Annotated in this window: 9 protein-coding genes and 1 pseudogene; 4 read left to right on the top strand and 6 right to left on the bottom strand. The window is 75.3% G+C overall.

The features are described from left to right. The 5 genes from KVT45_RS52645 to eccCa form a co-directional block, all read right to left on the bottom strand. Positions 1 to 2,446, bottom strand: a 2,446-nt coding sequence (locus KVT45_RS52645; RefSeq protein WP_217561841.1) for a right-handed parallel beta-helix repeat-containing protein, incomplete at its 3' end; no start/stop codon positions are given. After that, the gene (locus tag KVT45_RS52640; protein ID WP_217561839.1) at positions 2,443 to 4,968 is read right to left on the bottom strand and encodes a hypothetical protein; all 2,526 of its coding nucleotides are present in this window, start codon (positions 4,966 to 4,968) and stop codon (positions 2,443 to 2,445) included. The genes KVT45_RS52645 and KVT45_RS52640, both read right to left, overlap by 4 nt. A 35-nt stretch (positions 4,969 to 5,003) precedes the next feature. After that, positions 5,004 to 6,386: a type VII secretion protein EccB gene (gene eccB / locus KVT45_RS52635; RefSeq protein WP_217561837.1), complete on the bottom strand. Its 1,383-nt coding sequence runs from the start codon at positions 6,384 to 6,386 to the stop codon at positions 5,004 to 5,006. 13 nt (positions 6,387 to 6,399) lie between these two features. Then, on the bottom strand, positions 6,400 to 7,815 hold the full coding sequence (gene eccD / locus KVT45_RS52630; RefSeq protein ID WP_217561835.1) for a type VII secretion integral membrane protein EccD: 1,416 nt from the start codon (positions 7,813 to 7,815) through the stop codon (positions 6,400 to 6,402). Further along, positions 7,812 to 11,834 (bottom strand): type VII secretion protein EccCa, encoded by a 4,023-nt coding sequence (gene eccCa / locus KVT45_RS52625; RefSeq protein ID WP_217561833.1) that lies wholly within the window; start codon positions 11,832 to 11,834, stop codon positions 7,812 to 7,814. The genes eccD and eccCa overlap by 4 nt, the downstream gene beginning before the upstream one ends. Positions 11,835 to 12,122: 288 nt before the next feature. On the opposite strand from eccCa, the gene KVT45_RS52620 reads away from it, so the two are divergent. Beyond that, on the top strand, positions 12,123 to 12,749 hold the full coding sequence (locus KVT45_RS52620) for a DNA-binding response regulator (protein ID WP_217561831.1): 627 nt from the start codon (positions 12,123 to 12,125) through the stop codon (positions 12,747 to 12,749). 446 nt (positions 12,750 to 13,195) lie between these two features. Continuing rightward, on the top strand, positions 13,196 to 14,077 hold the full coding sequence (locus tag KVT45_RS52615; protein WP_217561829.1) for an RICIN domain-containing protein: 882 nt from the start codon (positions 13,196 to 13,198) through the stop codon (positions 14,075 to 14,077). A 17-nt stretch (positions 14,078 to 14,094) separates the two neighbouring features. On the opposite strand, the gene KVT45_RS52610 is transcribed toward KVT45_RS52615, so the two are convergent. After that, positions 14,095 to 17,754 (bottom strand): BTAD domain-containing putative transcriptional regulator, encoded by a 3,660-nt coding sequence (locus KVT45_RS52610; RefSeq protein WP_217561827.1) that lies wholly within the window; start codon positions 17,752 to 17,754, stop codon positions 14,095 to 14,097. 236 nt (positions 17,755 to 17,990) lie between these two features. Between KVT45_RS52610 and KVT45_RS52605 the strand changes: the two genes are divergently transcribed. Then, complete coding sequence (locus KVT45_RS52605; RefSeq protein ID WP_217561825.1) at positions 17,991 to 18,884, top strand: glycosyltransferase family 2 protein; 894 nt, start codon at positions 17,991 to 17,993, stop codon at positions 18,882 to 18,884. 427 nt (positions 18,885 to 19,311) lie between these two features. Continuing rightward, a pseudogene (locus KVT45_RS52600) lies at positions 19,312 to 20,439 on the top strand (BTAD domain-containing putative transcriptional regulator); the annotation flags it as partial. Positions 20,440 to 20,663: the final 224 nt, after the last annotated feature.

The raw sequence follows: 20,663 nt of genomic DNA, 5'->3' as shown, positions 1-20,663 counted from the left end.
GGGGGGGGGGGGGGGGGGGGGGGGGGGGGGGGTCCGTCGGGGCGGTGGTGGGGCGGGGGGACGGTGGACGGGGGGCCGGGGTGACGTCCGCGGCGGTCAGGAGGCTCAGTTCGCTGTCGTGGCCCGGGGGGTGGGTGGCCAGCCGGGACGCCTGGGAGCCGATCATCGACTCGAAGACCTGGCGGGCGACCCGGCCGTTGCCGAAGGTCGGGCCCTTGGGGACGTCCTCGAAATAGCGGGACAGCGCGTCCAGGGCGTCGTCGGAGAGCTCGTAGTAGTGCTTGGCGCACAGGCCGCGGACGATGGTGACCAGTTCCTCCGGGGCGTAGTTGGGGAACTCGATCGTCCGGGCGAAACGGGAGGCCATACCGGGGTTGGAGGCGAGGAACCGGTCCATGTGCTCCGAGTAGCCGGCCGCGATGACGACGATCTCGTCGCGGTGGTCCTCCATCAGCTTCATCAGCGTCTCGACGGCCTCCTGGCCGAAGTCCGGCCCGGTGCCGCGCGACTGGTTGGTCAGGGTGTACGCCTCGTCGATGAAGAGCACCCCGCCCAGTGCCCGGTTGAAGACCTCCGTGGTCTTGATGGCGGTCCCGCCGATGATCTGGGCGACCAGGTCGGCGCGGGCCACCTCGACAATGTGCCCCTGGCCGAGGATGCCGAGCTCGGCGAGGACCGCGCCGTACAGCCGGGCCACGGTCGTCTTGCCGGTGCCGGGCGGCCCCGCGAAGACGAGGTGGCGGCTCATCGGCGGCATAGGCAGGCCCATCTCGGTGCGCCGCTTGGTCATCTTGTTGAGGTTGATCAGCCCGGTGACCTCCAGTTTGACGCTCTCCAGGCCGACCAGCGCGTCGAGTTCGGCTAGCGGCCCGGTGGCGGAGCGGGAGCCGCCCGGGTCCGCCGGCGAGCCGGGGGTCCCGGAACGGTCCGGGCCGTCCTTACCGGCGTCCCCGCCGAAGCCTCCGCCGCTTCTGCTGCCGTCTCCGCCGAAGCCGTCGCCCGCACCGTTGCCCGAGCGGTCGGCCGTACGCTGCCCCGCGCCGTCGGCCGGTCTGTCGCCGGCGTTGTCCTGGACCGCGCAGTTGCCGAGATCGGTACGGGCGTCGGCGTGGGCGTTGACGCCCTGCCCCCGGGCGCCGGTCATCCGACAGCCGACGGCGGTGAACGAGCCGCCTGCCAGGACCCGCACCGCGTCGCCCGGCGAACCGGTGAACTCGGAGTCGTGCGCGGTCAGTTCCGCGTCCTCGCCGACGACCGCAGCGCACCCGCGCAGGACGGAGCCGGCCACGAACGCGCTCGCCGACCCGGTCAGCCCCAGTCCCGGCCCCGGCCCCGTCGTCCCCTGGCCGCCGCCGCTCATCGCGATCTCGGCGTCCCGCAAAGTCACCCGGGCACCGCCCTGCGCCCGGACCCCGGCACCCGCGCTGCCGGTGACGGTGAGCCGCTCCAGCTCGGCCGTACCCGAGTCGGCGGCCTGCACGGCGGCGGTCGTGGCGTCCCGGACGACGAGCCGCGTCGCCCTGACGGCGGTCGCCGCACCGGTGACATGGAGCCCGACCGGGGTGCCGGTGATCTCGCAGTCCTCCAGACGGGGCCGGGCGCCCCCGGTGACCTGGACGCCGCTGCGGGCCGCGCCGCTGACCGTGCAGCCGCGCAGGTGCGGCGCGGCGCCCTCGGCGATGTGCACGGACTGCCCTCCCGAACCGGAGAACGCGCAGTCGGTGAGCGTGGTCTCGCCCCGGCCGGTCAGGTACGCGTCCAGCGCGGTGCTGCCGGTCACGGTGACCCGGAGCAGGGCGGCGCGCGCCTCCTGCTCGACGGCGATGGCGGGCTTGCCGCTGCCGGAGATCAGGGTGGCCTCGACGGTCGCGGAGGCGTTGCCGTTGACGCAGACGCCGTTGCCCCGGGGGCGGTCGAGCCGGCAGTCCCGTACGTCGAGGCGGCCGTGCTCGGCGACCACCACCGCCGAGGAGCCGGCCTCGGTGATCTCGGTGCCGGACAGCACGTTGCCGCCGGGCGAGGTGACCACCACGCCCGCGCCGTTCGGGTTGGTCACCCGGCAGCCGCGGGCGGCCAACGTGCCCTCGTCCCAGGCGAGTACGGCCGTCCACGCCGCGCCCTCGATCAGGCAGCCGTCCAGCGCCGACTGTCCGCGCCGCAGGTCGAGAACGGGGGCCTCCCGGTCGGCGCCCGACAGGACGAGCCCGGACAGCTGCACCGCCTCGGCCCGCACCACGACCGTGCTCCCGGCGGCCGCGTGCACCCGTACGGTCCCGGCACCGCCCTCCGCGGCCAGCGTCACGGGCCGGACGATGTCCAGCGCCTCCTCGTACCGGCCAGGGGCGACCGTGATCAGCGCCCCCTCCGCGGCCTCGGCCAGCGCGCCGGCGATCGTACGGTGGGCGCCCGGGCGGTCCGGGGAGACCAGCAACACCTGCCTGCTCACTGCTCGGCTCCTTCTGTACGGACCGCACGGGGGGTCACGATCAGTCCGGGTGGATCGGCGCTCTCGGCCGCGGCGTCGGTGCCGGTCCGCTCCAGGGCGTCCAGAATCTTCTCCAGGCCCTTGACGGCGATCTCGTCGAGCTTCGCCGCCACGTCGCCCCGGCCGCCCCGGCCACCCTGGGTGTTCTCGGCGGCCTCGGCGGCCTCCGACGGCGACAGCTCCCGCATCAGTACGGCGGGACCCTCGGCGCGCAGCACCCTGAAGACGGTGCCCGGCAGGAACACCACCCGGTCGGGGACGGCCGGGTCCAGCGAACTGGTCCGCCGCGCGGTCATCGACCAGATCAGGACGTCGGTGGCGCCGCTGCCGCGCGGGCCGGGGTGCAGCGACGTACGGGCGTGACAGAACGCCCACTCGGTGGCCAGCCCGCCCTCCCGGTACCAGGCGCGCTCCGCGTCACCGAGCCGGGTGCGCAGCAGGGCCGGGCCCCGGTAGGACGGCAGCCGCCGCAGCCCGGCCGTCACACAGCGCGCCAGCGGCACGTGCGGTCCGGGTACGGCCTCGCGCACGGCTGCGTCGGCCTGGCGGGGATCGCCGGACAGGTACAGGCGTACGGCGACCAGGTCGGTCAGCGCGTCCGCCGCCTCCGACCTGGACCGGCCACGCAGCCCGGGCGACTCCGACATCACGCGCGAGACGGAGCCGGCCAGGGCGTTGTACTGCTCGCTGAAGGTCCGGCGCATCCAGTCCCGCTCCTGCGCGACACCCCGCTCCGGCGGCAGCGCGCACGCCGCGGCCCGCGGCACGGGCTGCACCCGCACGGCACCCGCCCGCACGGAGGCCGACGGCACAGCGGAGTCGCCGGCGGCGTGGCCCGGGGCGGAACCGGCGGCCGGGCCGGGACCGGGGGCCGGGGCGGGACCGGCGGTCGGCGCGGGAACGTCGACGTCGGCCATTACGTCCATTGCGTCGACTACGTCGATTGCGTCGATCTCCGGCTCGGGTGCGGCGGACTCCAACCGGAACCGTGGCGAGGCGGGCGGTGCGGGCCGTTGCACGGGGGCGGGAGAGGAGGCGGCCGGGTCGGGTTCGGCAGGGGGCGCCACGCTGGCCGAGGGCACGGGTCCGGCCGAGGGCACGGGTTGGGCCGTGGGCACGGGTTGCGGCTGAGTGGCCGCCTGCGACGTCGGCGCCGACACTGACGCCGGTACCCGTGCCGACGCCAACTCCGCTTCAACTTCCGCTTCCGCCTCCGGCGTGTTGGCCGGGGCCCCGTTCCGTACGGCCCGCGATCTGCTGCGCACGGTGGGCGCCTCGCCGAGGTCCGCCGCACCGCTGCCCTGCCGGGGGCCTGAGCCGGGTTCCTCGACCGGATCCCCGCCGCCGCTGTCGCCACCTGCCTCGGCCCCGGCCCCGGCCTCGGTGTCGGTGCTGCTCGCGTTGCGAACGGTCGGTGCCTCCGAGAGGTCCGTCGCCCCCTCGGTGTCGGGCTCGCCGGACCGCTCCGAAGGAGCCGCCGCGTCGGCCTCCTCGTGCCACGGGGGTGACGCGGTGTCCGGTGCGGAGGCGTCCGGCGACACCGCCGACGCGTCGGCGCCGGACTCCGTGCGGAGGGGCGGCCGGGGCGGCGGGGGCGGTACGGCGGCGTCGCCGGGGTCCGGTGCCGGTGCCGATGCGGGGGCCGGGGCCGGTGGCGCGAAACCGGTGGGGAGGCAGGTCGTCTCGGCCGGGACGGTCCGGTCGCCGGGCTCGGTGCAGGGCAGGCCGTCGTACAGGACGGCCGGGTGGCCCAGGGCGTCGGCCAGTGCCTGCCCGGGGGAGGCGTGGTCGCCGGGGACGTCGAGGGTGCCGTACAGGACGAAGCGCACCGCGGGGCGGGCGCCGGGGAGCACGGTGTCCCAGAAGCGGGCCACGTCGTCGGGGGACAGCGGCGGGGTGCCGGGGCTGCCGAGGACGACCAGGTAGAGGTGCGGGTCGGTGGGCACGGCCTCGACCGCCCGCCGGTGGTGCGCGGCCAGGGGGTCCGGGTCGACGTGGCGCAACCACACGCCGGCGGGCAGGGGTTGGGCGACGATGCGGGTCCCGGCCGGCCGGGTGGTGCGGATCGGCGCGGAGAACTCCCAGTGCGGTTTGGGGAAGCGCTGCGCCACCGGCTCGGGGTCGTGGCCCGGCCGGAACCGCAGCCAGGCGGCGCCGTCGTCGCCGGGCACGAACAGGCCGCCGCCGACGGTCGGCACGAGGTCGCCGTCGGCGGCGAGCACCTCGCGTTCGAGCCGGTCGGCGATGCGGCGGCACGCCGTACGGATGTCGTCCGGGGTGCCCCGGCCGAAGACCAGCCGCGGGCTGCCGTACCGGGCGGCCGACAGCAGCCGGGCCACCGCCTGCCACTCGGTGGCGAGGGAGCTGCCGGGCAGGTCCACCACGGCGAGGGTGTGCAGCGGGTCCTCGGCGATCCCCCCGGCGAACGCGGCCGCCCGGTCGTCGTACCTGCCCTTGGGGTGGATGAGCAGGGCGTCGCCCACGAGGGTCGAGCGAAGGCGGAGCCGGGCCACCGGGATCAGCCCTTCGCCGCGGCGGCGCGGCTGAGCACCGGACCGTCGGGGACGAGGGTGAGGACGCCCGCGGGCAGCGTGAGCCGGCGCTTGCCGTCGCCGAACCCGAGGGCCCGCTCGGCGTCGGTGTCGGCGATCCGGTACTTCAGGCCCTGCTCGGTGATCAGGTACTCGGTCCGGTCGCCCGCCGAGGAGCCGTCCGGGACGGCCAGCACACCGCCGCCGGCGGGCAGGACGATCCCTCCGGCGCCGGGGGCGCCCACGGTGATCCGGGCCCGGCCGTCCGACGCCTCCGTCAGACAGACGGTGCCGCCGGCCAGGGCGCGGACACCGGACAGGTCCGGTACCCGGCCGGTCGTGGCGTCCTCCGCCGAGACCGGGGCGACCGCGATGTCCGACTGCCCTACCTGGCGCGGTGCGGGAGCGCCGGGGCGGGCGGCGAGCAGGGCGTACTCGGTGGCGTTGACGCGGGCGAGTCCGTCGGAGCGCATCACGTAGTAGTGCACTGAGCTGCCGGTGCTGCCGGTGCCGTCGGTGCTGGTGCGGAAGACCTGGCCGACCTTCGCGGTCTGCCCGGCGACCTGACCGGCGGCCTTCCCGGCGCCGGCCGGTACGGGTGCGGCGAGCGCGGCGCCCGTGGGCACGGCGGCCAGCCAGTCGGCGGTGGCGGGGAGGGCCGCCTGGTCGTCCAGGCCGAGGGCGATCAGTGTCGAGTCGCCGGGGACGGGGTACTTGACGCCGCGCAGCAGCAGGTACCGGGTGTCTCCGGGCCCGGTGAGCAGCACCTGGCGGTCGGCGGGCAGGGCGACGAGCGCGGCGGCGGAACCACCGAAGAGGAGGGCCTGCCCCTTGTCGGCCGACTCTCTGCTGCCCGCCCCGTTGCTCTCCGGCTCCTTGCCGGTCGGCTCCTTGTCCGCCGTCCCCTCGCCCGGCAGGCACCGTGCCCACGCGCCGGTCGCCAGTGCGGACGCGGTCGGCACGGTGTCCGGTGCGCCCTGGATGCCGACCGGGGTGCCGTGCGGGACCCCGGCCAGGGACTTCGCGGACACCGTCTCCGGCGCGGTGCGCTCGCCCGCGATGAGCAGCGCGGAGGCGTAGTTGCGTACGGGGCGCAGCTCGCCGTTCGCGTACACGTACCGGTTGCCGGTGTCCTCCTCCAGGACGATCGCCCCGTCCTTGCGCCAGTCGTCCTTGGCGACGGGCGAGATCAGCCCGTACACCCCGAACCCGGCGCACAGCAGCACCGCCATGCCCACCCCGAAGACCGAGCCGAGCGCGGACCGCCGGGTCGGGCTGTCGCCCCGGCCGGGGTCGCCGCTGACCAGGGCGGAGGCCAGGCGGCCCATGGCGAACTGGTAGGCCTGTACGTGATCGCGTCGCGTCTGCATGGATGCCGCCGCCCTAGCTCGCGAGGCCGCGGAAGTAGCCGTACGCGTGCAGCACCTGGAGCAGCAGCGGCAGCAGCGCGATCGCCGTGAGGGTCTCCAGCAGGTCGCCGAAGTGCCCCCATACGGGAAGGAGCCGGGCCCGTGGGAGCCGCCAGGCGCCGACGAGCAGGAGCAGGGCGGCGGCCAGCAGTACTGCGAGGACGGCGGCCCGGCCGCCGGGACCGGTGGGGGCGACCCGGACGATGAGGACGAGTCCGAGGCCGTAGGCGCCGGCCAGCACGGCGGGGACCCGCTGGAGGGTGCCGTTGGTGCCGCGCGCACGGAGCAGGACGGCGAGGCTGAGCGAGAGCGGGAGCAGCCAGCCGGCCCAGCCGTGCTCCCGGTCGGCGAGCAGCCACAGCGCGACCGCCCACACCAGCGCCGAGGAGATGCCGATCATGTCGAGGCAGGCGGTGGCGACGGCGACCCGGTTCGTCACGGCCTCGCCGGGCTCGGGCTCGATGTCGAGCTGGAGTTCCTCGGCGTCGTGGGGGAGTTGGGGTACGCGCAGCCGGGCCGTGCGCAGGGCGAGGCGGGGGGCCAGGTGCCCGAGGACGAACAGGCCCACCGCGACCACCGCGGCGGCCTGGACGCCGTGCAGGCCGGTGGCCTGGGCGAGGCCCGCGCCGATCGCGGCGGCGACCGCCGTGAGCAGCACGGTGCCGGGTACGACGAGGGGCAGCGCGCCCAGCGCGAGCAGCAGGCCGGCCAGCGCGACCACGAACCCGGCGGCCAGCAGCGTCCCGGTCGTGCCCGGGGCGAACCCGCCGGACGGGCCCTCCCGCAGGGTCGTCCCGGCCAGTGCGGCGAAGCCGAACGCGCCGATCCCGGCGGTCAGGACGCCGCCGCGGTCGGCCTGCGCGCGGGCCGCCGCCGCGCAGCCCGCGGCCAGCACCAGGGCGACCGCCCCGGCCGCCGCCGCGGTGAGCGGACCGGGGCCCGCGCCGAGCAGGGTGGCGGCGAGCGCGGCGAGCGCCAGGCAGGACAGGGCGAGACCGAGGCTCCGGGTGAGTCCGGGGTGCCAGCGGCCGGAGCCGGTGCCGACGGCGTGCGCGACACCGTCGGAGACGTCGTCGAAGTGCAGGGCGGGCAGCGCCGCGTCGGCCGGCCGCAGGTGCAGCACATCGCCGTCCCGCAGCCCGGCGCTCTCGGGGGTCGCCTCCGGACCGAGGGGTTCCGCGCCGAGCCGTTGCAGTACCCAGGGCGTGCCCTGGAGGTCGTCGCCGACGGCCTGGCGCAGCAGCACCGGCAGCAGGGCGGAGACCGGGGTGGTGACCGGGACGGCGAGGTCGGCCCGGCCGGCCGGCGCCTCGACGGTGAGCCGGCAGACCTCGGTGGCCCGGACGGACAGCGGCGCGCTGGTGGGGTCGGCGGCCGGGGCGGTGGTCATCGTGCTCCTGTGGGGACGGGCGCCGCCGACACCAGGCCGGTCTGGACGAGCTGGACGGTGCGCCGGGTGACGAGCTGGGCCCGGCCGGCGGGCAGGGTGCGGGGCTTGGCCTCGCCGATGAACTTGCCCTCCTCCTTGGGGTAGGAGAACAGCAGCGCCGGGTTGCCGAGCTCCCACATCCGGCGGATGAGAGGGTCCATCACGGACCGCATGGCGCCGGAGGTGGAGCGGGCCACGACCAGGTGCAGCCCGATATGGGCGCCCTGCGCGAGCAGCGGCACCAGCGGCATCATCGCGGAGGGCGTGCCGGGCGCGCCGGCGAAGAGGTCGTAGTCGTCGACGAGGACGAACAGCAGCGGACCGGCCCACCAGTCCCGCTTCTCCAGCTGCTCCGGGGTGACGTCGGCGCCGGGCTGCCGCTTGGCCACGGACACCGCGGCGCTGTCGGCGAGTTTGCCGAGGGCGTCGTTGTCGACGACGTATCCGACCCGGTACTCCTCGGGGACGTCCTTGAGGAGCCCGCGGCCGGGGTCGGCCAGCAGGATCCTCGCCTCCTCCGGGCGGTAGCGGGCGGTGATGGCGCGGATGGCGAGGCGCAGGGCGTTGGTCTTGCCGGTCTCGCCGTCGCCGTAGACCAGCAGGTGCGGGGTGGCGCCGAAGTCGTGCCAGACGGGGGCGAGGCGCTGCTCGTCCCAGCCGAGGCAGAACCTGAGGTCGCGGGTGTCGGCGGGGGCGGGCAGCCGGCGGGCGTCAAGGCGGGTCGGCAGCAGACGTACTTCCGGAGCCCGCGGGCCGGTCCAGAACGTGTCGATCTCGGCGACCGCGGCCTTGGTTGCGGCCGTCAGGTCGTCGGTGCGCGAGGAGCTGTCGAGCCGGGGCAGCGCGGACAGGAAGTGGTGTCCCGAGCTGGTCAGACCGCGTCCCGGCCGGTGCGGGACACCGGCCGCGGCACGGGAGCCGACCTCGGACTCCATCGAGTCGCCGAGCCGCAGTTCGAGCTTGGTGCCGAGCATGTCCCGCAGCCGGGGCCGTACTTCGGACCAGCGGACCGCGGAGGCGACCACGTGCAGGCCGAACGACAGGCCGCGCGCGGCGAGTTCCATGACCCGCTGCTCCAGCTCGTCGAAGTCCTGGCGCAGCGTGGCCCAGCCGTCGACCACCAGGAAGACGTCGCCGAACGGGTCGTCGATGGTGCCGTCCGCGCGCAGCGCCCGGTAGGCGGCCATCGACTCCAGACCCCTGGACGTGAACAACTGCTCGCGCTGTTCCAGGAGTTGCGTCAGCTCCTCGACGGTGCGCAGCACCCGGTCGCGCTCCAGGCGGGTGGCGACGGAACCCACGTGCGGCAGGCCGGCGGTGGAGACCAGACCGCCGCCGCCGAAGTCCAGGCAGTAGAACTGCACCTCGCGGGGCGTGTGGGTCAGGGCCAGCGACAGCATCAGGGTGCGCAGCAGGGTCGACTTGCCGGTCTGCGGCGCGCCCACCAGGCCGATGTGGCCGTCGGCGCCGGACAGGTCGGCGGTCAGCAGTTCGCGCAGCTGCTCGAACGGACGGTCCACCATGCCCAGCGGGACGCGCAGCGCGCCCTGCACGTGCGGATCGGCGGCGCCCATGCCGCGCTCGGGGTCGGGCACGATGCCGGGCAGCAGCTGGTCCAGGCCGGGCGACTCGGACAGCGGGGAGAGCCAGACCTGCCGGGCGGGCGGGCCGCTCTCCTCCAGCCGCCCGACGAACACCTCCAGCAGACTGTCCTCGCCGTCCTCCGTCTCTTCCTCGGCTTCCGCGCCCGGGTCGCGCAGGTTCTCCTCGGCGAGCGAGACCAGCCGGGCGGCCTCCTCCGCCTCGCGGTCCCCGGCGGGCGGGCCGTGCCGGTCCAGTCCGAACGCGGTCACCTCGCGTACGACGCCCTGCCGCCCGGCCGTCTCCTCGGGACCCGGCGCCGCGGGTGCGGGACCGGAGACGTACGCGGCCTTGAACCGGACCAGGTTGGTGGTGTCGACCTTGAGGTAGCCGTTGCCGGGCGCGGACGGCAGCTCGTAGGCGCTGGAGGTGCCGATCACGCTGCGCGACTCCATCGAGGAGAAGGTGCGCAGCGCGAGGCGGTACGACAGGTGGCCCTCGACCCGGTGGATACGGGACTCGTCCAGCCGCTGGGAGGCCAGCAGCAGATGGACGCCGAGGCTGCGCCCGAGCCGCCCGATCGAGACGAACAGCTCCACGAACTCCGGCTTGCTGGCGAGCAGTTCGGAGAACTCGTCCACGATGACGAGCAGCGAGGGCAGCGGGGCGAGGGTGCCCGCCCCGGCGGCGCGCGCCTTCTCGTACTCGTAGAGCGAGGCGTAGCCGGCCTCCCGCAGCAGTTCCTGCCGGCGGATCATCTCGCCGTTGATGGAGTCCCGCATGCGGTCGACGAGGTGGAGTTCGTCGGCGAGGTTGGTGATGACGGCGGAGGTGTGCGGCAGCCGGTCCATGTTGAGGAAGGTGGCGCCGCCCTTGAAGTCCACCAGGACCAGGTTCAGGATCTCGGAGGAGTGGGTGGCGGCCAGGCCCATCACCAGGGTGCGCAGCAGTTCGCTCTTGCCGGAGCCGGTGGCGCCGATCAGCAGCCCGTGCGGGCCCATCCCGCCCTGCGCGGACTCCTTCAGGTCCAGTTCGACGATCTCGCCGTCCTCGGTGACCCCGATCGGCACCTTCAGCCGGGCCTCCTGGGCCAGCCGGGGACGCCACTTGGCCGCGACGTCGAAGCCGCGCACGTCGCGGATGCCGAGCATGGTGGCCAGGTCGAAGTCGGACTCCAGCGGCTGGTCGACCAGGTCGACGACGCCTCCGGTGCGCATCGGGGCGAGCGCCCGCGCCAGGTTCTCGGCCTCGACGGGGCCGAGCCGGTCGGCCCGGCCGCTGACGTTCTCGGTGCCGCTCGGGAAGTCGACCCGGCCGCCGCGCACCGTGAGCCGCAGCACCTTGGGGCCGCCGGGCACCGCGCCGGTGAGGTCCAGCAGCACCACCCCGCGCAGCCCGGCCCCCAGCAGCCGTGAGGTCGACGGGAGTTGCACACCCTGGGCGACGATCACCGTGAACGGCTCGGCCACGCTGGGCGAGGAGGCGGCGTCGTGGTCGGGGCGGTCGCGGACGTCCGGCCCGAGCAGGTCGAGCAGCTCGTCATGGTCCCCGGCGGCCAGCCGCACCGCCCCCGCCGCGTCCTCCTCCGCCGGATGGGCGTTGTGCGGCAGCCACTTGAGCCAGTCCCACTCGCGCCGTGCGGCCTCGTCGCCCAGCACGGCCACCCGCAACTCGTCCGGGGAGTGGAGGACCGCCAGCTGCCCGAGCATCGCCCGGGCGAGGGCCACCGCCTCCTCGGCCTCGCCGGTGAACTCGACGCTGGTGAAGCGCCGCAGCGAGACCGGCACGGGCAGCAGGGGCACGGTCTGGTGGGCCTTGGTGAACCGGCGCAGCGAGATCGCGCACAGCGGCTCCAGGTCCTCCACCGGCCGGGTCTGCGGCGGCAGGAACTCCAGAGCGGCGCGGCGGGTCGCGAGACCGATCCGGACCCGGCCGAAGTCCTCGTGCCCGGGCCTGCGTTCCCACAGCCGGGGACCGCTCGCCAGCGCCCACAGGTCGGACGCCTCGGGGTTGTCCCAGAGCAGCGCGGCCCGCTGTCCGTCGGCCGCCTGACGTGCCTGGACCCGCTTCTGGCCGAGGTAGCGCAGATAGTCCCGGCGTTCGGCGCGCATCCGGCGGCGCCGCTCCGCGCCGGGCCGGCCGATCTGGGTCAGCGTCATGCTGACCATGGCGATGCCCATCATCCCGGTCATCATGTACATGGACGTACCGCCGCTGCCGACCGAGTACATCAGCACCATGGCCCCGGCACCCAGGCCCATCGGCAGGTACGTCATCACCGAGCCGAAGTCGGCGGTGGCCGGTTCGCCGAGGACCGGGGGCTCGGCCAGTTCCACCTGGCCCTCCGGCATCGGGGGGCCTTCGGCACGCGGCGAGCGCTTGGCGACGACGGTGCTCAACGTGCTCTCTTCTCTTCTGCTCTGCTTCTGCTCTGCTGCGATTCCTGTGCGATTCCGCTGCGATTCCGGGTGTGCGCGCGGTGGGATCCGCGCGTGGAGAGTAGGCAGGAGGCCGCCCGCGCCCGCGTCGCACGAGCCGATGTCCGCCCCCGCGGACAGCGAAGCCTGGCCGGAGGGGCAGCTTCGCCAAGTACACGCCAAGTCGGCGTTAAGGCGGTCCGGTGACGATCCCCGTACGCCGCTCCGGAACGACGGTCCACTCCCGGAAGGAGAACCAGAACGTTGGGGATGATCTCGATCGCAGTCCTCGCCGGTGACCCGATGACCGGCGAGGGGGCCGTCTCGTGCCTGCGCAGGTACCCGGGGCTGAAGGTGGTGCCCCAGGAGGAGCACCGGCACGCGGACGTGGTCCTCATGATCACGCCGGACGTCACCGAGGAGACGGTATTGCTGATGGAGTCGGTGACCGCCCGCTCGGCCAACCCCGGTGTGGGGGTCGTGCTGGTCACCGGGCACATCGGCGACGCCCACCTGCTCCGGGCGGTGCGCCATGGCCTGCGCGGGGTGATGTGGCGTCAGGACAGCACGTACGACAAGGTCGTGGAGGCGGTGCGCGCGGTGGCCGACGGCGGGGCCGCGCTGCCGCTCCCGGTCCAGGGCCGGCTCGTCGACCACATACGGGAGGTCCAGCGCGACGTCCTGGGGCCGCTCGGGCTGACCGCGTCCGGTCTGGAGACGCGCGAGGTCGACGTGTTACGGCTGCTGGCCGAGGGCCTGGAGACGACGGAGATCGCCCAGAAGCTGAACTACTCCGAGCGCACCATCAAGAGCATCGTCAGCGTCATGATGAACCGCCTCGGCCTGCGCAACCGCACCCACGCGGTCGCCTTCGCCCTGCGCTCGGGGACGTTGTAGCGCCCCTTTAGGGGCGCGGGGAACTGCGCGAGCAACCCCCACCGGCCCGCAGGGGAAGGCTTTCCGGTCCTGCGGGGCAGAGTCCGCGGCGAACGGCGGGCCGTCCGCCGCCGCGCCCCTAGATTCGCGCGCCGGGGAACAACACACGCGGAGACGGGCAGGCAGACATGGAGCACACCGCAGGGCAGCCGGAGACGCCGGAGGAGCCGGCTGTCTGGGAACGGCCGCTGCCGTGGCTCCGGGAAACCGGGTCCGAGACCGCGTCACCGCGAGCGACCGGGACGGAGCCCGCTCCCGAAACGCCGACTGCGGAACCGGCGGCACACGGCAGGGCCGGGTCCGCCCCGGACGGCGGGACCGCACCCGAGCCGACGCCGACGCCTGTATCTGCACCGACGCCCGCGGCCGCGCCCGGTACGGCCGGGGTGCCCGGGCACCCCGGAGGGTTGTTCCGGTCGCCGGCGGCGCGGCCGGACTCGCCCGGCGCACCGGACCAGGCGGGTTCCGCGGAAGCCCGGCCGGAGCGCGGTGCGCGGGTCGTCGGCGCCGTGGTCGCCGCCTGTGTCCTGCTGGTCCTCGGCCTCGGCAGCGCCGCGTTCATGGCACTGCCGAACCACGACGACTCCACGCCGCACGCCGCGGCCGTCGGTGACGGCGTCGTGCCCCAGCTCACCGAGGGCGCCTCGGCATGGCCCACCGGCTCCGGTTCCGGGTCCGCGTCGGCGTCCGGCAGCGGGCGTCCGGCGCACGACCCGAAGGGCACGAAGCCCGGCAAGGCCAAGGGCGCGCACACCACCGGGGGTTCGTCCAAGGTGGCGGACTCCGTCCACCCGGACAAGGCGTCCGGCACCAAGGCCACCCACGCCACCGGCACCGGCACCAAGGCGACGAGCAAACCGGCGTCCAAGCCGGCCGCCACCCACGCCGCCTCCTCGGCCACCGTGTCCGGCGACGCGATCGTCGGCTACGCCTCCTCGAAGTGCGTCGAGGTGAGCGCCCACGCCGGGGCGGACGGCTCCCCGCTGCGGCTGTGGGGGTGCGACGGCGACGCCTGGCAGAAGTGGGTCTTCAAGTCCGACGGCAGCGTGCGCTCCATGGGCCTGTGCCTCGACATCGCCAACGCCTCCCAGGACAACGGCGCGGCCATCCAGCTGGCGACCTGCAACGGCGGCTGGGCCCAGAAGTTCAACCTCAACAGCTCCCACGACCTGGTCAACTCGGTCATCGGCAAGTGCGTGGACGCCAAGGACTCGGGCACCGCCAACGGCACCCGGCTCCAGCTGTGGGACTGCGCCGGGACGTCCAACCAGAAGTGGCGGCTGGCCTGATTCCGGCAGCCGTCGTGTCAGCTCCGCGGGGCCCTGTCCTCCGCGGCGGCCCGGGCCGCCGCGACCAGATGCCGGGAACCCCACTGCCCCGCCACCTCCTCCGCGCGAGCGAACTGCCGTCGCGCTTCCGCCTCGTCACCCAGCAGCCGGTACAGCTCACCCAGCGAGTGGGCGAACGGGCGGGTGGCGAAGGAGACGCTGGCGGCACCGGCGAGCTGGGTGCGCAGCGGCAGCAGCAGCGGGACCAGTTCCAGCGCGGTGGTCATGTCGCCCAGCAGGAACGCCAGTTCGGCCCGGAGGGAGAGGGCGATGCCGTACAGGTGGTCCGGTACGAGGGGTACGGCGGCCTCGGTGCGCCGGCCGAGCGCGTGCGCCTGCTCGTGCTCGCCCAGCCGGGCGAGGACCACCCCGAGGGCGAGCTCGGCGGTGGGTTCGGGTTCGGTGAGGAGGGTCCGCAGCAGCGGTTCGGCCTCCTGCGGGCGGCCCTGCCCCAGCCGTACGGTCGTCAGCCCGAGGACGTGCACGAAGTCGCCGTACGGCGAGCCACGGGAACGCAGCCGCTCCCGCACCCCCGCGTAGCCGGCCTCGGACTCGGCGAAGCGGCCCTCGACATGGGCCAGCATCGCCAGGGTCGTCAGGTTGATGGCCTCCGCCTCCGCCAGCCGGTGCCGCCGGGCGACGGTCCGCCCCTCCCCGGTGTGCCGGCGGACCTGGGCGACGTCGTTGCGGGCGCCGGCGGCCATGGCCCCGATGTGCTCCCGTACCCAGCTGTTGGCGGGCAGGTCGTGCGCGTACCCGAGCACCCGCAGTTCGGTCGCCAGCGCCTTGCGGCGGTCCGGGAACCCGTCCGGCGTGACGACGGACGCGACGGTCAGCGCGGAGGAGAGCAGCAGCGGGTCCCCGACCGCACGGGCGACGGCCAACCGCCGCGCCGCCTCCGCCACCCGCTCCACCCGCTCGCCGGCACCCGCCCCGGCCCCGGCACCCGCCCCGGCGTCCATATCGCCCCCGCTGCCCTGCTCGTCGGCAGGGGCGGGCGGCAGGATGCCGAGGACGGCCGGGTCCAGGTCGGCGCGCGCGATCAGCCGGTCGACGAACGTGTCGACCGCCGCCGCTTCGGCCAGCCCCCACGGCCCGCTGAGGGCCCCGCTCAGGGCCGGTTCCGGTCCGATCCACGCACCCAGGGCCGCCGCCGCCAGCTCGTCGCGCCCGACGCCCTCGGCCGCCGTCAGGGCGCGCTGCCGGGTGTGCCGCGCCGCCACGATGGCCCCCGCCCGTATCTCCGCCCGCAGCAACCGCCCGAGCAGGGCGACCAGCCGCCCGGCCCGGCCGCCGGCCGCATCGCCGGTCAAGTCACCGTTGACGTTGACGTTGCCGTTGGTGTCGCCGGTCGCGGTGCCGTCCACGGCGGCGGCGGGTATCAGCGCGAAGGACTCGATCGCCTGCGTGAGCAGTTCGACCGCGGTGTCGTGGGCGTACCGCCGCTCGGCGAGGTCGGCCGCGCCCAGCGAGTACTCGACGGCGAGTGCCGCCGTCCGCGCGTTCGCCGCCCGGGCGAAATGGTGCGCGAGAGCCGCCAGGTCGTCCGGACGGCGCCGCCGCAGGACCTCTGCCAGACGGGCGTGCAGCCGTGCGCGTCGCACGCCGACCAGGTCGGTGTAGAGGGTGTCGCGGACCAGTGCGTGCGCGAACCGGACCACTCCCGGCGCCGGTTCGGTCAGCAGCCCGGCCACGACGGCCGCCTCGACGGCGTCGAGCACGTCGTGTTCGCCGTGCCGTGCCGGGTCCGCGGCCTCGACGAGCACACCGACCTCGGTCTCGCGGCCCACCACCGAGGCCAGCTGGAGGACGGCCGGGGCCCCCTCGGGCAGCTGCCGCAACCGTCGGCGCAGCACGTCGCGCACGCCCTGCGGCACCTCGGAGACCGCCACCAGGGCGCCCTCGCTGGCGAGCAGCCGGGCGCTCTCGCGCACGTAGAAGGGGTTGCCCCCCGTGCGCTCGGCGAGCGCGGTCACGATGGCCGTGTCGACCGGCTCCCCGCACACCGCGCTGACCAGGGTGGCCACGTCCGGCAACGGCAGCCCGCCGAGCGCCAGCCGGAACGGCGAGCGGTGGGCGAGTTCGGCGAGGGTCTTGGTCAGCCGGTCCGCCGCGTCGGCCGGGCGGTACGCGGCGATCACCAGCACCGCTGAGCCGACCAGCTCGGCGGCGCGTTCCAGCAGGGCCAGCGTCTCGACGTCCGCCCGGTGCAGGTCGTCGAGGACGATCGCCAGCGGCTCGTCCGCGGCGGCCTCCCGCAGCCAGGCGGCGAACGCCCGGTGCAGCCGGAACCGCCCGGCCGACGCCGCCCCGCCGTCCGGGCCCGGGAACCCGGTGCCCCCGTGGCCGTCCGCTCCCCGTTCGCCGTAGCCGGCCTCCTGGAGCAGCGCGCCGAGTGCGTCCGGGTCGGTGGGCGGCACGCGGCGGGCGAGCGCGCCGAGTGCCTCAACCCAGGCCCAGGCGGAGGGAGCGCCGTCGAACTCGGGGCAGCGGCCGACCACCACGGTCCAGCCCTGCTCCCGCAACCACAGCCGGTACCGGCCGAGCAGCGCCGACTTGCCCGCACCGGCCTCGCCGGTCACCAGGACGACGCCGCCGCCCCGCCGGGCGTCACGCGCGACCTCGGCCAGGGCCCGCAGTTCGCCGTCCCGGCCCACGAACAGCTCCTCGGCCGGCCGGTCGACGACGGCCGTGGCCGCGGAGTCCGCGAACGGCACCGGGGGGCCGACCGGGGCCGGGCCGGAGTCCGTGAAGGGCGCGGGGAGACCGTCCGGGGCCGGTCCGGAGCCTGCGAAGGGCGCGGGCAGGACGGCCGGAGCCGGTACGGGCGCCGACGGCCCCGACGGCCCCGACGGCCCCGACGGCCCCGACGGCACCGACGCACGCAGGATCTCGGTCCGTCCCGTCAGCAGGGCCTGCTCCAGCTCGCTCAGGGCGTCGCCCAGGCCCAGGCCGAGTTCGTCGGCCATGACGGCGGCGGCGCGACGCAGCTCGGCCAGTGCGTCGGCACGGCGCCCGCCGGCCCACAACGCGAGGGCCAGCAACCGCCAGCCCTCCTCGCGCAGCGGATGCTCCCGCACGAGCGCCTCGGCCGCCGGCACCGCCTCCGCCGGGGTTCCGGACGCGAGGGTCGCACCGATCGCCAACTCCCGTGCCGCGAGGTGCAGGTCACCCAGCCGGGCCGCCTCGGCGACCGCCCACTCCTCGTCGGCCCACTCGCCGTACGCGGTCCCCTGCCACCACCCGATGGCCTCATCGAGGAGGCGCCGGGCCTCGGCCGGAGGTGCGGTACGGGCCCGCCGCACCGCCGCCTCGAACCGCCAGGCGTCGACCGCGTCCTCGGGCAGCCGCACCGCATACCCGGGCGCGACGCTGACCAGGACACCGGCGGGGGTGCGCGGCGCCCGGCCGGGTTCGAGCGCGCGGCGCAGGTTCGACACGTAGACGTGCAGGGAGGCCGCCGCCTTCTGCGGGGGCCGGCCCCGCCACAGGCGGTCGATGAGCCGGTCGACGGGCACCACCCGGCCGCGGTTCGCCAGCAAGAGGGCGAGGACCGCACGTTGCCGGGGGCTCCCCAGGTGGACCGGTGCACCGTCGATGTCGGCACCGATCGGTCCCAGGACCTGAACAGAGAGCATGAACGGGCAATTTACAGCGCCGCTTCGTCCCCTCGGAGGCGCTCCGTGGCGTGTCCGAACGCTTCCCGGGGCGTGCTGGAGAGCGGCCCGCGTCCGGCGCGCGTGGGCGTCCGCGCCGCGCCACGAGGCAGGCCCATTTATGGAGTATCGACCTACCCGTGGTGACGCCTTGGTGAACAATGGCCATCCTTGGGGACAGGTGCGGCTGCCGCCGTCGGCCGGATGGGGTGAGGGGCATGCAGAAGCCGAGACTCGGGGTTGCCGTGGTGACCATGGGGAACCGGCCCGACGAAGTCGACGCCCTGCTCAGGTCCGTCGCGAAGCAGGATTTCGCCCCCGACCGCATCGTGATCGTCGGCAACGGCTGCCGGCTGCCCGAGTTCGCCGGCCGTCTCGACCTGCCCGGTGAAGTCACCACCGTCGACGTCGAGGACAACCTCGGCTGCCCCGGCGGCCGCAACGTCGCCCTCGCCGCCCTGCGCGCGTTCGGCGACGTGGACGTCGTCGTCGAACTGGACGACGACGGACTGCTCGTCGACGTCGAGGTGTTCCGGCAGGTCCGGGATCTGTTCGCCGCCGACCCCCGCCTCGGCATCATCGGCTTCCGGATCGCGGACGAGCACGGCGTGACCCAGCGTCGGCACGTGCCCCGCGTCGGCAACGCCGACCCCCTGCGCGGGGGTTACGTCACCGGGTTCCTCGGCGGCGGCCATGCCCTGCGCATGGACATGCTCGCCGAAACCGGCGACTGGCCGGCCGAGTTCTTCTTCGCCCATGAGGAGACCGACCTCGCCTGGCGGGCCGCCGACGCCGGCTGGAAGATCCTCTACGCGCCCGAGCTGCTCCTCCAGCACCCCCGGACCTCGCCCGCCCGGCACGCCGTCTACTTCCGGGTCACCGCCCGCAACCGGGTCTGGCTGACCCGCCGTCGGCTGCCCCTGCCGCTGATCCCGGTCCACCTGGGCGTCTGGATACTGATCACTCTTCTGCGCACCCGTTCGACGGGCGGCCTGCGGGCCTGGTTCGCGGGCTTCGCCGAGGGATTTCGCGAGCCGGCCGGGGAGCGCCGCCCCATGCGCTGGCGCACCGTCTGGCGACTCACCAGGCTGGGCCGCCCACCCGTCGTCTGAATCCGGGCCACCGGGAATCCGTGAGTCCGTCCGCGAATCCGTCCGGAAAACCGTCCGGAAAACCGTTCCGGAACCCATCCGGGAGGCGGGACGAGGGCCCCAGTCGGTCACCTCCGCCGACCGGGGACCCTCTTGCGTCCCCGGATCCAGGCCTGCGGCGACACTCCCCCGAGTTACGCGATCTACGCGTGCACCGTCCGACCCGATCCGATGCGAAGATCACATCAGGGCTCGCCAACGGATCGCTAACATGTGGCCAGCGGTTCTCCCGGAGGTCGCGAACCCGTTGGCGCGAAGTCGTCGTACGGCTCCGGGAACAGCCCGGAATCCCAGCGGATTCCGGCTCCGACCGGCACAGAGAAGGTGGCGGGAAACCATCCCCTACGGGATGGAATTCCGCCAGCGCGGGAAGGCGATGGGCGGAGTGATGCGGCGGTACGAGCTGCGGTTCGGACTGCTGGGACCTCCGGTTCTCTACGACGCATCGGACGTATGCCCCATCGGCAGCCCCAAGGTGCGCGCGCTGCTCGCCGCGCTGCTCCTGGAGGCCGGGCGGGTCGTCTCCGTCGAGTCGCTCAGGGAGGCCCTGTGGGGCGGGGCGCCTCCGGCGTCGGCGCGCGCCTCGCTGCACAACCACGTCACCCGGCTGCGCCGGCTCCTCGACGACCCGGAGCGGCTGCGGGCCGTACCGCCCGGGTACCTGCTGCGTGTCGACGACGGTGAACTGGACGTCGACGTGTTCGACGCCCGGGTGGCCCAGGCGCGCGCGGCGCACGGGCGGCGGGAGTGGGCGCCGGTGCTGCGCGCCTGCGCCGAGGCGCTCGCCCTCTGGCGCGGCAGCCCGCTCGGCGGCCTCCCCGCCGACTTCGGCGGCCGCGCCTTCGTGCAGCGCCTGGAGGAGGCCCGGCTGCTTCTGCTGGAGTGGCGCTACGACGCGGAGCTCGCCCTCGGCGGGTCCCGACTGGGCGGCGTCGTACCGGAGTTGGCTGCGCTCGTCGCGGAGTACCCGCTCCGTGAGGCCTATCACTGCCAGCTGATGCTCGCCCTCCACCGCACCGGCCGGCAGGCCGAGGCCCTCGCCGTCCACCGCGACCTGCGCAACCGCCTGAGAGACGACCTGGGCATCGAGCCCGGCCCGGCAATCCGCCGGGCCCATGTGGAGGTGCTGCGGGGGAGCGGGGCGGCGGAGGAGGCGCTGCGGTACGAGGGCGGCTCCGGCGGGGGCACGGCGTACGAGGGCGCCTTGGGTGACGGGGTGCGGGACGGGGGTGGGGCGGGTGCGGGTGCGTCGTGGCCGATCGCGCAGTTCCCCGCGCCCCTGAGGGGCGCGTCGACGGGCCGTCGGCCGAAAGCCGAGGACGTCGATGAAAAAGACGAACGAGACAGACGAGACGAACGAGACGGACGAACGGAGGCCGCCGGAGCCATGGCCCTGTCCGTCGCGCCTGGTTCTACGCGCGACGACTCCCCGGCCCCCCGCCCCGCCCAGCTCCCGCCACCCCCCGCCCACTTCACCGGCCGCACCGCCGTCATCGAAGAGCTGGGCCGCACCCTCGCTCCACCACCCCCCACCCACTTCACCGCCCCCCGCCCCGAACCCACCTCAACCCCCCTGCCCCCGGCCGCCCCCCCCCCCCCCGCACCCCCCCCCGCACCCCCCCCCCCCCCCCCCCCCCCCCCCCCCCCCCCCCCCCCCCCCCCGCCCCCCCCCCCCCCCCCCCCCCCCCCCCCCCCCCCCCCCCCCCCCCCCCCCCCCCCCCCCCCCCCCCCCCCCCCCCC

Origin of the sequence: Streptomyces sp. GbtcB6, assembly GCF_019091475.1 — a bacterium.
Classification (GTDB): domain Bacteria; phylum Actinomycetota; class Actinomycetes; order Streptomycetales; family Streptomycetaceae; genus Streptomyces; species Streptomyces hyaluromycini.
This window is presented reverse-complemented; position numbering and strand designations above follow the sequence as displayed.